Origin of the sequence: Leifsonia sp. McL0607, from assembly GCF_049993355.1 — a bacterium.
Lineage (GTDB): Bacteria > Actinomycetota > Actinomycetes > Actinomycetales > Microbacteriaceae > Leifsonia.
On the sequence record NZ_CP188253.1, the window covers coordinates 3,722,780 to 3,735,807 of the forward strand.

Sequence of the window (13,028 nt, forward strand, 5' to 3'; positions counted from 1 at the left end):
CTCCTGCCCGCGCCCGCCACCCACGCAGTGCCCCTCGGTCGCCGTCTTGGGGAGGGCGTCAGCCCTGGCTGAGCTCCTCGGCCACGAGGAAGGCGAGCTCCAGCGACTGCATGTGGTTCAGGCGCGGGTCGCACAGTGACTCGTAGCGGGTCGCCAGGGTCTCCTCGTCGATGTGCTCGGAGCCGCCCAGGCACTCGGTGACGTCGTCGCCCGTGAGCTCCACATGGATGCCGCCGGGGTTCGTGCCCGCCGCGCGGTGCGCCTCGAAGAACCCCTGCACCTCGTCCACAACGTCGTCGAACCGGCGGGTCTTGTAGCCGTTCGGCGTGGTGAGGCCGTTGCCGTGCATCGGGTCGGTCACCCAGAGCGGGTTCGCGTCCGACCGCTTGACGGCCTCCAGCAGCGGAGGAAGCGCGTCGCGGATCTTGCCGGCGCCCATGCGAGTGATGAAGGTCAGCCGGCCGGGCTCGCGCTCCGCATCGAGCGCGTCGATGAGCCGGCGCATGTCGTCGGCCGTCGTCGTCGGGCCGAGCTTGACACCGATCGGGTTGCGGACGCGCGACAGGAAGTCGACGTGCGCGCCTCCGAGGTCGCGCGTGCGCTCGCCGATCCAGACGAAGTGCGCCGATGTGTTGTACGGCGTGCCGGTGCGCGAGTCGATGCGCGTCATCGGGCGCTCGTAGTCCATGAGCAGCGCCTCGTGGCTGGAGTAGAACTCCACGCGGGTGAGCTCGTCGAAGTCGGCCCCCGCGGCCTCCATGAACTTGATGGCACGGTCGATCTCGCGGGCGAGACCTTCGTAGCGCTGGTTGGCCGGGTTGGCCGCGAAGCCCCTGTTCCAGCTGTGCACCTCGCGCAGGTCGGCGAAGCCGCCCTGTGTGAACGCGCGGATGAGATTCAGGGTGGAGGCCGCCGTGTGGTAGCCCTGGACGAGCCGGCGCGGGTCCGCGGCGCGCGACTCCGGCGTGAAGTCGTAGCCGTTGACGATATCGCCGCGGTAGGCAGGCAGCGTCACGTCGCCGCGCGTCTCGGTGTCGCTGGACCGCGGCTTGGCGAACTGCCCCGCCATGCGGCCCATCTTGATGACCGGCACCGACGCGCCGTAGGTGAGCACGACCGCCATCTGCAGGATCGTCTTGACGCGATTGCGGATCTGATCGGCGGTCGCTCCGGCGAAGGTCTCGGCGCAGTCGCCGCCCTGCAGCAGGAACGCGTCGCCCTGCGCGGCGCGCGCGAGCCGCGAGCGCAGCTGGTCCACCTCCCCGGCGAACACGAGCGGAGGCAGCGTCGCGATCTCGGCCGAGGCGGCGGCAGCAGCCTCCGGGTCCGGCCAGGTCGGCTGTTGCTTGATCGGGAGCGTGCGCCAATAGTCCAGGCCCTGAATCACGGAGTCGTCAGCTTTCACGACGGGATCTGTGGTCTGCAGCACTGTTCTGTTCCGCTCGGTCGGGTGGAAATGGGATAACCGAGCCTATCGCGCCAAACGGAGGCGTATGCGGCTCGCGAGCGTATTGTGACGCCGGCTACGCGAGGGCCGCTCGCTTCTCCTTCACGGTGCTCGCGTACACGTCCACGTACTCCTGCGCGCCGAGTGCGTGGAGCGAGTACATGATCTCGTCGGTGACCGACCGCAGGATGAAGCGGTCGCCCTCCATGCCCTCGAACCGCGAGAAGTCGAGCGGCTCCCCGATGATGATGCCGATGCGGCCGATACGCGGCAGGCGCTTGCCGATGGGCATGATCTCGGCGGTGTCGACCATCGCGACGGGGACGACGGGGACGCCGGCCTCCAGGATCATTCGGGCCACACCGGTGCGGCCCCGGTAGAGCTTGCCGTCGGGGCTGCGGGTCCCCTCGGGATAGATCCCCAGGATCTCCCCCCGCGCCAGCAGGGCGAGGCCGGTGTTGAGCGAGGCTTCGGAGGCCTTGCCCCCCGACCGGTCGATCGGGAGCTGCCCCGTGGCGTTCATGAACGCTTTGGTCGCCCAGCCCTTCAGCCCGCGGCGGGTGAAGTAGTCGCTCTTGGCCAGGAACGACACGCGACGGTCCACGACGATCGGCAGGAAGACCGAGTCGATGAACGACAAGTGGTTGCTGGCGAGGATGACCGCGCCCTCTGCGGGCACGTTCTCGAGACCCACCACCCAGGGACGGAAGATGCCGCGCAGCAGCGGCCCCGCGATCAGGTTCTTCATCAGCCAGTAGAACATCGAACGAAAGCCTAGTGCCCTGCGCGTCGAGACGGGAGGTGCGGCTCGGCAGTGCTGTGCGTATCGGTCGTTCCGGGGCTCAGAGCGAGGCGTGGAGGCGGGCGAGGTCGGCCGCGCCGACCACACCGGCGTCGTTCACCAGCTCCGCAATCTTGAACTCCGGCTCCGGGTGGAAGCCGCGCGCGGGCAGGTTCTCGAGGTAGGCCAGCCGGATCGGCTCCAGGAGCAGCTCCCCCGCCTGTGCAACGCCGCCGCCGAAGACGAACAGCTGCGGGTCGAGGATGGCGGCCAGGCTCGCGCAGGCCTGTCCGAGCCAATCGCCCAGCTGACGGAGGGCGGCGATCGCCCCGGGGTCGCCCGCCAGGATGAGTTCGGAGATGTCCGCGCCGCTCAGCGAGCCCGTGCGGCTGCGTGCGTCGGCGAGCGCCTGGCCGATGCCGCCGGCGTCGGCCAGCTCGTTCGCCATGCGCTGCAGCGCGCGACCCGAGCCGTACTGCTCGATGCACCCGTGCGCGCCGCAGCCGCAAGGCAGGCCTCCGGGGACGACGCGCATGTGGCCGATCTCGGCGCCGGCGCCGAAGCCGCCGCGCAACAGCCGGTCGTTGCTCACGATGGCGCCGCCGACGCCGGTGCCGATGGTGAGGATCACCATGTCGCTGACCAGGCGCCCTGCACCGTAGCGGAACTCGGCCCAGCCGGCCGCGTTCGCGTCGTTCTCGATGAGCACGGGGAGGTCGATTCGCTTCTCGAGCTTCTCGCGGAAGGGCTCGTTCCTCCAGTTGATGTTGGGGGCGTAGTAGACGGTCGACTGCGCAGCGTCGATGAAGCCGGCCGCGGCCGCGCCGACGCCCGCGATCTCCTCCGGTCCGTCGGAGAGGCGTTCGATCATCGCGACGACGGCGTTCTCGATCTCCGTCGGACGACTCGCGTCGGTGGGCACACGGTCTTCGCGGACGATGGTGCCGAACTCGTCGACGACGGCGCCTGCGATCTTGGTCCCGCCGATGTCGATTCCGATGGCGTGCACGGGCGAGCCCCTTCCGGTAGGCGCGGTCAGGCGGGTGGGAGGCACGGACGAGCCGGTCGGAGGTGACTCTCTGCCGCACCATCTAGAGTGTAATCAACCACTGCGAGCCGAAGCCATTCGGCCCGATTGCCCGCCCGCCCGGTATCGAGGGAGCTACCGTGAACCAGTTCGAAATCCCCGCACTCGTCCCGGCCGACCCGGAGGCGAACGCGACGGACCTGCTCGTCCAGCGCGTGGCTGCCACCCCAGACGCCGCGCTGTTCAGCCGCCCGGACGGCGACGGATGGAGGGATGTGTCGGCCGCGGAATTCCACCGCCAGGTCGTCGCCCTGGCAAAGGGCCTCGTCGCCGCCGGCATCCAGCCGGGAGACAAGATCGGCCTGATGAGCAAGACGCGCTACGAGTGGGCGCTGATCGACTTCGCGACGTGGTTCGCTGGCGCGGTGCTCGTGCCCATCTACGAGACCTCCTCTCCGGCGCAGGTGCAGTGGAACCTGTCCGACTCCGGCGCCGTCGCGGTGATCCTGGAGGACGCGGAGATGTTCTCGAGGTTCGACGAGGTCCACCCCGACCTCCCGTTGATCCAGCGCGTCTGGCAGCTTCACCTCGGCGACCTCGACAAGCTCGCAGCTGCGGGAGCGGACGTGCCGGACGACGAGATCGAGCGCCGCAGGAACCTCGCCCGCGGCGAGGACATCGGCACCCTGATCTACACCTCCGGCTCAACCGGACGCCCCAAGGGCTGCGTGCTCACCCACTCGAACTTCGTCGAGCTGTCGCGCAACTCCGCGGAGGCGCTCGCGGAGGTCGTGTCGCAGCCGGGGGGCGCCTCCACGCTGCTCTTCATCACGACAGCGCACGTTTTCGCGCGGTTCATCGCGGTGCTGTGCGTCACCGCCGGCGTGAAGGTGGGCCACCAGGCAGACACTAGACAGCTGCTCCCCGCGCTCGCCAGCTTCAAGCCCACCTTCCTGCTTGCGGTGCCGCGCGTGTTCGAGAAGGTCTACAACTCCGCAGGGCAGAAGGCCGAGGCCGGCGGACGCGGCAAGATCTTCCGCGCGGCGGTGGAGGTCGCGGTCGAGCACTCGAAGGCGGTGGAGGCCGGGTCGGTGCCGTTCGGGCTCAAGCTCAAGTTCGCGCTGTACGACCGACTGGTGTTCTCCAAGCTGCGCGCTGCAATGGGGGGCCGCGTGAAGTACGCGGTCTCCGGCTCCGCCCCGCTCGGATCGCACCTCGGCCACTTCTTCCACAGCCTCGGCATCAAGATCCTGGAGGGCTACGGCCTCACCGAGACCACCGCACCCGCGACCGTCAACCGCCCCGACATGTTCAAGATCGGAACGGTCGGCCCGGTCCTTCCCGGAGTGGCCGTGCGCCTCGTCGACGACGGCGAGATCGAGGTCAAGGGCATCAACGTCTTCAAGGAGTACTGGAAGAACCCGGAGGCGACGGCCGCCGCATTCGACGACGGCTGGTTCCGCACCGGCGACCTGGGCACGCTGGACGACGACGGCTACCTGACGATCACCGGCCGCAAGAAGGAGATCATCGTCACCGCGGGCGGCAAGAACGTCTCCCCCGCCGCGCTCGAGGACCCGATCCGCGCCAACCCGCTGGTCAGCCAGGTGATCGTCGTCGGCGACCAGAAGCCGTTCATCGCCGCGCTCGTCACGCTGGACACCGAGATGCTGCCGACGTGGCTCGCGAACAACGGCGAAGACAAAGACATGACCCTCGCCGAGGCCTCCGTCAACCCGGCCGTGAACGCCGAGATCGAGCGCGCGATCGACGCGGCCAACAAGGGCGTCTCCCGCGCGGAGAGCATCCGCAAGTTCGTCATCCTGGCCACCGAGCTCACGGAGGCCAGCGGCCACCTGACACCCAAGCTGAGCATCAAGCGCAACGTGATCCTCGCCGACTTCGCCGACGTGATCGACGGCGTCTACAGCGGCAACCCGAGCACGCAGGGGATCTCGCTGGCGCATTAGCGGCTCCCCACCGACGATTTGCGCCGAATGTCGCGCATTGCTGCGCCAGAAGCAACATTCGGGGCAAAACGCTTGAGGCGTTCGACGAACGCCGCACGATCGTGGAAGAGATCGCGTGCAGTGACCCTGACGACGCGCCAGCCGGCCGCCTCCATCGACTCGTGGCGCTCGATGTCCGCGTGCCACTGCCGTTGATCCAGTCGGTGCCCGTCGCCCCTCGTACTCGAAGGCCAAGCGTCTGCTGGGATCGCAGAGGTCTGGATGCAGCACCAGCCGACCCTCTTTTACCTCGATGGGCCGGTTGACCTCGAGGCCGAGGTAGCCGAGATCCTCGAGGAGCAGCCGCAGAAGGCTCTCCGGACGTGAATCGCTCCCGAACCGGATGCGTTGCAGCGCCCACGAACGTGCGCGGGCCCCTTTCGTGCGAGACAGCACTTCGGAGGCTTCGACCAACTCGGGGAGGGTCGCCAGCGCCTTCCGTTTGCGTGCACCCACCAGATGGTCGCCTGCGGCCACGAGGTCCTCACGATCGAGCAGACCCGACAGCTGGCACCACACCTGCGCGGGCGCACAGACGGGGAGCCCCTCGGCCATAGTGCCCGACACTGTTCCGAGACTGTGTCCGCGTACGCCGCGACCTCCCGGAGCGTGCCGGGGAAAAGCGACTGAGACGTGCAGCGGCTCGCCGTCCACCGACCGCGGCAACGGCACCCCGAGCAGCGAGGCCGCCGCCTGATGGCTGAAGTAGGCGCCAGCTGGCAGCAGGGGAAGATACGCAGCGCATAGCTCGCGAACGGTGCACGGAGCTTCCGCCACGTGCACGGAGTGGAATCTCAATGGGGTTTGTCAACCGCGAAGGGTCAGATGGAGGAGACTCAGCGCGCTCGACCTATGCGGCTGCGAGCATCGGCTGGGATCCATGCGCCGGGTCGAACGGCTGCCCGCTGCGGTGGATGGCCCAGAGGACGTTGATGCGTCGTCGCGCGAGCGCGAGGACCGCTTGTTTGTGGGTCTTGCCCTCGATCCGTTTTCGTTCGTAGAAGGCGCGGGAGACGGGGCAGCTCCAGGCAGCGGTTTGTGCAGCGAGGTAGCACGCTCGAAGGAGGCGACGATCGTAGCGTCTGGGTCTGGAGTGGTTGCCGCTGATCTTCCCCGAGTCGCGTGGGGCGGGGGCCAGACCGGCAACGCCTGCGAGCCGGTCGGCACTTCCGTAGGCGGCAACGTCTCCGCCTGTTGCAGCGACGACGTCGGCGCCGAGGAGCGGGCCGAAGCCGGGGATGCTGAGGATGAGTTCGGCGGTGTGGTGCTCTCGGAACCGTGTCTCGATCTGGCGCTCGATCTCGGCGATCTCGCGATGGAGTCGGAGGATGTCAGCGGCGAGCCTCTGAACGATCATCGCGCTCGTGGCCTGGCCTGGGACCGTGGAGCGTTGGTGCTTGGCGACGGCGACCGCGCTGGCCGCGAGCTTCCCCGGCTTTCGGCATCCCTGCTTCTTCAGCCACGTCGTCAAGCGGGTTTGTCCCATCCGACGGATCGCGTCGGGCGTTTGGTAGCGGGTCAGGAGAAGCAGCGCGGACTTCGTACTCGCGTAGTCGAAGGCCGCTTCCAGTCCCGGGAAGAACTCGAGCAAGACCGCACGGAGTCGGTTGATCGTCCGGGTGCGATCACAGACAAGATCGACGCGGTGAGCAGTCAGAAGACGCAACTCGATGCTGATCTCATCTCCTACTCGAATTGGGTGCAGGTCGCGCCGCATTCGCGCTTGGTCGGCGATGATCGCGGCGTCCTTCGCGTCGGTCTTCCCGTCGCCGCGGTAGGTGCGAGCGGCGTGGTGAACGGTGCGGCCGGGAATATAGAGCAGAGGCTGGCCGTGATCGGTGAGGATGCTGATGAGCAGGCTCGCGCCACCGCGATTCAAGTCCGTGGCCCAGCAAATCTCTCGATCGCCGGCGAGAGTCACGACGTCGGAGAGCAGATCGAGGATCTCCCCCTCGTTGTTAGCAACCCGGCGGGAGAACAGCCGTTGGCCCTCCTCGTCGATCACCACACAATGGTGGTGTCCTTTTCCTGCGTCGATTCCGGCCCACAGCTGCGGCACGGTCACTTCCTTTCGTCTGGGTGTGTTGCGCCCAGCAGCCGACCACGCCGTCACTTCCTTACAAAGCGATCACGTCGCACTTCTCAATCAGCGGTCGAGTCGATGCGGAACACCGGGCGGCCATTCCACTCAAGCCATCTACGCGGCAAAGGATGGTCAGCCATACCCGGTGTCCCTGGGAGCGGTCGAGAGCTTACTGAGACTCCCAATCCACACGGATCAAACGTAAGGAAGGACGGTGAGGCACTGTTCCTGCGCGCGAGCGTTTGGCGCGAGTTCGCCGAGCACGTCGCGGGCTCGCTGACGAAGGGGTCCCGTGTCATCGCTCAGGGTCGCCTCAAGCAGCGCTCCTACGAGACGAAAGAGGGCGAGAAGCGCACCTCGATCGAGCTCGAGATCGATGAGATCGGTCCGTCGCTGCGTTACGCCACCGCCCAGGTGACGCGCACGCAGTCGTCCCGTGGCCCTGGTGGCGGCTTCGGCGGGGGTGCTCCCGCTGTCGAGGAGCCGTGGGCCGCGTCCGCGCCGGCCGACCCGTCCGCGGGCGCCCCAGATGCCGGAGGCTGGGCGGCTGCCCAGCCCGGCGCCTACAACGACGAAACCCCGTTCTAAGAGCACAGAGAGAGATGGCCATGACCAACAGCAATCCGAAGGGTGAGCTCGTTTGCTTCCCCGCCCCTACTCGTCCGTCGCTGCCAGTGGAGGCGTATCAGGATCCGCGGGTGATCTGTGACGTGCGCGAAGGCGACCACCTGGTCGCGGTGGGCACGTACCCCCGGGACGTCGATCCGCGCCGAGCCGCTCAAGCGGTGGGTGCGCTCGAGCCCGTGCAGCCGAACGGTCCTGCGAACGGGATCTGGCACGGTGAGGTACCGGAGTGGAACCTCAGCATCCGAATGGTCCCAGCAGCCGACGACGCACCCATGCCCGCGAGTGCGGAGATGGAGACCGAGAACAGCACGTTCTCGTTCTCGGGCAAGCGCGACGAGATCAGCCGGCGCAACGACAAGGCTGAGCGGCGACGTCAGCTCCGGTTCGCTGCCCACATGCTCGAGCAGGGGTTCCGGCCCTCGAACACCGTGATCGGCACCGACGACCGCGCGGGCCGTCGGATCGAGACCGACTACTACGTCCAGGACCCGGACCTCCTGCTCGCCGCGCACGCACGGCGACACCATGCGCGGCGGGATGCGCAGGCTGCCGAGCGTCAGGGCTGGTCGATGGCGCAGGTGGCGCGGTGAACGCCGGCGGATGCGACGAGGTGGCGTGATGCTGCACCAACTCGCTGAGTCCGAGGCTCGCGCTGTCGAGCTCGTGGGTTCCTACCCGCTCGCGTCCGACCCGACGACCATGTCCATCGGGTTGACGGCTCTGCTGCTTCTGATCGTGGCAGTGCCCGTCGGCGTCTACCTCGACCCACGGCGTCGCTCGCGGAGCACTCCGGCGCCGCTGCGCCAGACCCGGCACTGCGCGAAACCGAAGCATCAGCACGGTCACCCGATCCCGGTGCGGCGGAAGACCTTCGTCGCATCCGAACCCACCAGGGCCATTCTGAAGGGCGGAATCTGATGACCCAAGAGACCAACACGGTCAACCCGGCCCAGCTCTACAACCAGACCGGTGACGGCCGCCCCGTGGCCACCATCGGCTGGCTGGTGATCGTCACACTCGCCGCCATCGGTGGCGCCTTACTCCTTGCTGCGACTCTCGGTGCGGGAGACGCCGCCCTCACCATCGGTGTCTGCGCGGTCGTCGGCGCAGCCCTGATCGTCGGTGCGGTCCTCAGGGCGGCGGTGGCCGACCGGTACCGGACCCGTCTGCGACGACTGCTCGCGGAGAATCACATCGAACCGGTGCGCATCGGCGTCAGTCTCCGTCCTGCCGCGACACCGGTTGGAGCGCCGAGCGAATGCATGCACGAGTGCTGCCGAATGGCGCGTCAAGCAGCATGAGGGAGCACGAAACGAGGGGCCGAACGATCCCAGATCGTTCGGCCCCTCCCCTATGCGCCGAACTTCTCCGCCAGCCGGATGCTCTCGCGGGACATTCCGCCAAACGCTTCTGCGATCTCCCGCTGCGTCAGCTTCAGTGCGAGCGCCGCCCGGACCGCCTCTCCGCGCCGCTGCGGCCAGGACTCCTTCTCCGCCTGCAGCTCACGGCACCGTTCGAGCGCTGCCTCCTGCTCCGGTGTTCGCGCTTTCGCCATAGCAGCATCGTAACCCAGAAGGCCAAATCAATCTGGCCAAATCTATTTGGCATACTCCGAGGGGAAGACCATGAGCCGCACGACCGGCACGCTGTCATTTCAGCCGGCACAAGACGACCGGCCGTTGTTGGAGAGCGTCGTCACGGCGGAGATCCCCCGCGCCTACGCAGGCAGGTTGATTCGCACCAGGAAGCTCCAGGAGCGCGCGCTCGAGCTGCGGGCCTTGGCCGCGGGAGGGTTCCGCCTGATCGAGACGGAGGCGGTGAGCGAGGCCGACGGGTCTGATCGGTATCGGATCATCGACACGCTGAAGTTCGATGCCGACTACCACCCGTTCGGTCGACCCGAGTTGGTGGGGAGCTGATGCGTGCGGTTCGGCGATCGCTGATCGGCCTCGTGACGGTCGTGGTTCTCGCCGTCGTCGCGGCCGTGACCGCCACGAGCTCCCAGACACGCCCCGAGCCCGAGTCCGACCGGCGGAGCGTATTGTCCGCTGATGCGGTCGCGACAGCAGCCTTGCTCGCGCAGATCCCGGACCGCTCTCCCGGAGGGGTGCCGGCCTACGATCGCCTAGCTGATTTCGGGCCGGCGTGGTACGACATCGACGAGAACGGCTGCAGTACCCGCGACGACGTCCTCGCCCGCGACCTCGACAACGTCGTGACCACAGACGGATGCACCGTCCTCGCCGGAATGCTGAACGACCTCTACACGGCTACAACGATCGGCTTCCGACGCGGCGTCGAGACCTCCCGACTCGTTCAGATCGATCACGTCGTCCCGCTCGCCTACGCATGGGGGCACGGCGCATCCACCTGGACCGGCGAGCAGCGCCTCGATTACGCCAACGACCCCCGCGTACTCCTCGCCGTCGACGGCAGCGCCAACCAGGCCAAGGGCGCCGCCGGTCCTGCCTCCTGGATGCCCTCGAACTCTGCCTTCGCCTGCGCCTACGTCGCCCGCTTCGTCGGAATCCTCCACGACTACCAGCTGAGCGTCGACGCCGCAGACCGCACCGTGATCTCGAGCATCCTCACCAGCTGCTGACCACTAGAAAGGCCCTGACTTGAAGTACCCCTTCACGGTCACCTTTGCCGCGGGAGCCTGCGGTGCACATGCCTGCACTTGTTGGGGGCCGAAGCGCTCCCCCAACTCTACGAGTCTCCCCGGCACGGCCGCCGGCATGCAGGGTGAGCAGCCCCGTTCCTAACACCACTGAATCCCAATCAAGTTTGCAAGTCCTTCAACACCGAAAGGGTGAAAGTGAAATGACCGATATGGACCAGGTTGCAGGGCTCGCGCGATCCCCGCGAGATGGAGACCAGAGCCAGTGATGAGCACCCTTCCACTGTTTGCTGCCCCCGTCGATCGCACAGAGACTGACGAGCGCTACACGCCGCGCTGGATCTTCGACGCGCTCGGCGAGACGTTCGACCTCGATCCCGCGAGTCCCGTTGACGCAGAGACTAACGTGCCGGCGCGAGCGGCGTTCACTCGCAACGACGACGGGCTTGCGCAACCTTGGCACGGCTTCGTTTGGCTCAATCCTCCGTTTTCGAACAGCACGCCGTGGTCGGAGCGTTTCCTCGAGCACGCGGACGGGATCTGGCTAGGGCCGCACGCTAACGCGCGGTGGCTTCACCGCATGCTGTGCACCGCGGACTCGATTTGGCTCATGCGTGATTTCGCGTTCGACCACCCCACACACGCGGGCAAGCGCTCGAGCATGCCCCTCACGATGTTCGGCTATGGCGATCGTGCCGCGCGTGCGCTCGCGCGAGCTGCCCACGCGGCGCCCGACGTGGGGGTACTTGTCAGCCGAAGCACCGAGACACCAGAACTAACGATCGCGGGTGAGCAATGACGGCTGTGCTCGTATCGCTGACGATTCGGCAGGCGCAGGAGCTTTCAGCGCGGACCGGAGACATGATCGTGACGCCGAGGACGCTCGACCGTCTCCGCGGACACGTGGTCGATGGAGTTGCATTCCACAGATCGGCGTCAGAGCTGAACGTGACCGAGCGAGTCTTCGTTGCCGAGGCGATCGCGAGCGCGAGCGCGCCGGACTTGTGGGGCGAGCGCGTGCGGATCCGCCTTGACCGCTGGGTCGACGGATTCTACGACGAGACAGCAGACACCGCCGTTACACCGGTGCTGGGAGCGGCTGATGCGTGAACAATTTTCCGTCGCGAAGGATCGCCCAGATGACGTTGATACGGCGGCGAGCGAGGCAGAGAACAGCCTGCTTGTGGTTCTTGCCCTCTTTGCGTTTCCGTTGGTAGAACGCCTTCGACACCGGGCAATGCGCGGCGGCGACCTGCGCAGCCATGAAGCACGCTCTGAGCAGTCGTCGGTTGTAGCGGCGAGGCCGTTGAAGGTTGCCGGCGACCCGGCCGGAGTCATGCGGTGCGGGGGCAAGCCCGGCGATGCTCGCAAGCCGGTCCGCTGTCTCGAACGTGTTCATGTCACCGCCTGTTGCCGCGAGAAACTCGGCGGCGAGCAGCGGCCCGAAGCCTGGGACACTCAGCAGGCCCTCCGCGTGCTGATGCTCTGCCAACTGCGCCTGGATTTCGGCATCGATCGCCGCGATCTCGTCTCGGAGCTCAAGGACCTGCTCGGCAAGGCGCGCCACGATCGACGCGCCGACTTGCTGAGCGGCGACCGTCGTGTGCTGACTGTGCGCTGCTGTGAGTGCCTGCTTCGCGACGCGGTTCGGAAAGTAGCCCCCGCGGCCGCGGATCCAGTCCGCGAGCTCGTCCGGGCGGAACTCGCGAAGGCGCTCCGGGGTCTGGAACTCGCTCAAGAGCACGAGGGCGGTCTTAGTCGTGGAGTAATCGAACGCTGCCTCCAGCGCTGGGAAGTACTCGAGAAGCGTTGCCCTGAGGCGGTTGATGGCTCTTGTGCGGTCGCAGACGAGATCGGTGCGCCGGCCCGTCAGCATGCGCAGGTTGATGCTGATCTGATCGCCGGTACGCAGCGGCAGCAGGTCACGACGCATTCGCGCCTGATCCGCGATGATGCCGGCGTCCTTCGCGTCGGTCTTTCCTTCGCCCCGGTAACTGCGAGCGGCGTGGTGGAAGGCACGGCCGGGAAGGTAGAGCAACGGCTGGCCGTGATCGAGAAGAATGCTGATCAGAAGCGCTGCACCTCCCTGGGCCATGTCCGTTGCCCAGCAGATCGGCGCGCCGTCGGCAAGCTGCGCAACTTCGCTCAGCAAGGCGAGGATCTCGCTCTCGTCGTTCGCGATCTTCCGCGACAGCAGGCGTTTGCCCTCCTCGTCGACCACCACGCAGTGGTGATGAGTCTTGCCAGCGTCGATCCCGGCCCAGATTTGCGGCACGGTGGTCTCTCTTTCGTTCGATGTGAGGTGTGTTGCCCAGCAAACGGCCTCGCCGTCATTTCCTTACGCAGCGATCACAGTCGCGTATCCCAATCAGCGGTCGAGCCGTTGCGGGAGGTCGGGTGGCGATTCAGCGGGAGCCATTCAGGGGCAGACACG

15 protein-coding genes are annotated in these 13,028 nt (G+C 67.2%); 9 read left to right on the forward strand and 6 right to left on the reverse strand.

Annotated elements, in window-relative coordinates; translation table 11 throughout:
• Nucleotides 1-58: 58 nt before the first annotated feature.
• The 3 genes from ACPPVW_RS17860 to ACPPVW_RS17870 all read right to left on the reverse strand — a co-directional run bounded on the left by ACPPVW_RS17860 (nt 59) and on the right by ACPPVW_RS17870 (nt 3,237).
• The gene (locus tag ACPPVW_RS17860) at nt 59-1,387 is read right to left on the reverse strand and encodes a class II 3-deoxy-7-phosphoheptulonate synthase (protein WP_426626339.1); all 1,329 of its coding nucleotides are present in this window, start codon (nt 1,385-1,387) and stop codon (nt 59-61) included.
• 136 nt (nt 1,388-1,523) lie between these two features.
• Nucleotides 1,524-2,210, reverse strand: coding sequence for a lysophospholipid acyltransferase family protein (locus ACPPVW_RS17865; RefSeq protein ID WP_426624400.1), 687 nt, complete (start codon nt 2,208-2,210; stop codon nt 1,524-1,526).
• A gap of 79 nt (nt 2,211-2,289) precedes the next feature.
• On the reverse strand, nt 2,290-3,237 hold the full coding sequence (locus ACPPVW_RS17870) for an ROK family glucokinase (protein ID WP_426624401.1): 948 nt from the start codon (nt 3,235-3,237) through the stop codon (nt 2,290-2,292).
• Between the two features lie 158 nt (nt 3,238-3,395).
• On the opposite strand from ACPPVW_RS17870, the gene ACPPVW_RS17875 reads away from it, so the two are divergent.
• Nucleotides 3,396-5,225 (forward strand): AMP-dependent synthetase/ligase, encoded by a 1,830-nt coding sequence (locus ACPPVW_RS17875; RefSeq protein WP_426624402.1) that lies wholly within the window; start codon nt 3,396-3,398, stop codon nt 5,223-5,225.
• Nucleotides 5,226-6,114: 889 nt separating this feature from the next.
• On the opposite strand, the gene ACPPVW_RS17880 is transcribed toward ACPPVW_RS17875, so the two are convergent.
• Entirely contained in the window at nt 6,115-7,323 is a 1,209-nt protein-coding gene (locus tag ACPPVW_RS17880) for an IS110 family transposase (protein ID WP_426623612.1), read from the reverse strand.
• A gap of 102 nt (nt 7,324-7,425) precedes the next feature.
• Here ACPPVW_RS17880 and ACPPVW_RS17885 point away from each other — a divergent pair, with 102 nt between their 5' ends.
• From ACPPVW_RS17885 to ACPPVW_RS17900, 4 genes are read left to right on the forward strand one after another with little or no spacing between them, the layout of a single operon-like run.
• Nucleotides 7,426-7,935 carry a single-stranded DNA-binding protein gene (locus ACPPVW_RS17885; RefSeq protein ID WP_426624403.1) on the forward strand — a complete coding sequence of 170 codons (510 nt, stop codon included), beginning with the start codon at nt 7,426-7,428 and terminating at the stop codon, nt 7,933-7,935.
• Nucleotides 7,936-7,955: 20 nt separating this feature from the next.
• Nucleotides 7,956-8,564: a hypothetical protein gene (locus ACPPVW_RS17890; protein WP_426624404.1), complete on the forward strand. Its 609-nt coding sequence runs from the start codon at nt 7,956-7,958 to the stop codon at nt 8,562-8,564.
• Between the two features lie 28 nt (nt 8,565-8,592).
• Nucleotides 8,593-8,892 (forward strand): hypothetical protein, encoded by a 300-nt coding sequence (locus ACPPVW_RS17895; RefSeq protein WP_426624405.1) that lies wholly within the window; start codon nt 8,593-8,595, stop codon nt 8,890-8,892.
• Nucleotides 8,892-9,275, forward strand: coding sequence for a hypothetical protein (locus ACPPVW_RS17900; RefSeq protein WP_426624406.1), 384 nt, complete (start codon nt 8,892-8,894; stop codon nt 9,273-9,275). Before ACPPVW_RS17895 ends, ACPPVW_RS17900 begins: the two co-directional genes overlap by 1 nt.
• A 50-nt stretch (nt 9,276-9,325) precedes the next feature.
• Here the strand turns inward: ACPPVW_RS17900 and ACPPVW_RS17905 are convergent, their stop codons facing one another.
• Entirely contained in the window at nt 9,326-9,529 is a 204-nt protein-coding gene (locus ACPPVW_RS17905; protein WP_426624407.1) for a hypothetical protein, read from the reverse strand.
• A gap of 70 nt (nt 9,530-9,599) precedes the next feature.
• Here ACPPVW_RS17905 and ACPPVW_RS17910 point away from each other — a divergent pair, with 70 nt between their 5' ends.
• The 4 genes from ACPPVW_RS17910 to ACPPVW_RS17925 all read left to right on the forward strand — a co-directional run bounded on the left by ACPPVW_RS17910 (nt 9,600) and on the right by ACPPVW_RS17925 (nt 11,704).
• A complete protein-coding gene (locus ACPPVW_RS17910; RefSeq protein ID WP_426624408.1) occupies nt 9,600-9,893 on the forward strand; it encodes a hypothetical protein in 294 nt (97 codons plus the stop codon).
• The gene (locus ACPPVW_RS17915) at nt 9,893-10,576 is read left to right on the forward strand and encodes an HNH endonuclease family protein (protein WP_426624409.1); all 684 of its coding nucleotides are present in this window, start codon (nt 9,893-9,895) and stop codon (nt 10,574-10,576) included. The genes ACPPVW_RS17910 and ACPPVW_RS17915 overlap by 1 nt, the downstream gene beginning before the upstream one ends.
• 286 nt (nt 10,577-10,862) lie before the next feature.
• Nucleotides 10,863-11,393 (forward strand): DNA N-6-adenine-methyltransferase, encoded by a 531-nt coding sequence (locus tag ACPPVW_RS17920; protein ID WP_426624410.1) that lies wholly within the window; start codon nt 10,863-10,865, stop codon nt 11,391-11,393.
• A complete protein-coding gene (locus tag ACPPVW_RS17925) occupies nt 11,390-11,704 on the forward strand; it encodes a hypothetical protein (RefSeq protein WP_426624411.1) in 315 nt (104 codons plus the stop codon). The genes ACPPVW_RS17920 and ACPPVW_RS17925 overlap by 4 nt, the downstream gene beginning before the upstream one ends.
• Here the strand turns inward: ACPPVW_RS17925 and ACPPVW_RS17930 are convergent.
• Entirely contained in the window at nt 11,673-12,869 is a 1,197-nt protein-coding gene (locus ACPPVW_RS17930; protein WP_426624412.1) for an IS110 family transposase, read from the reverse strand. The genes ACPPVW_RS17925 and ACPPVW_RS17930 overlap by 32 nt on opposite strands.
• Nucleotides 12,870-13,028 lie beyond the last annotated feature (159 nt).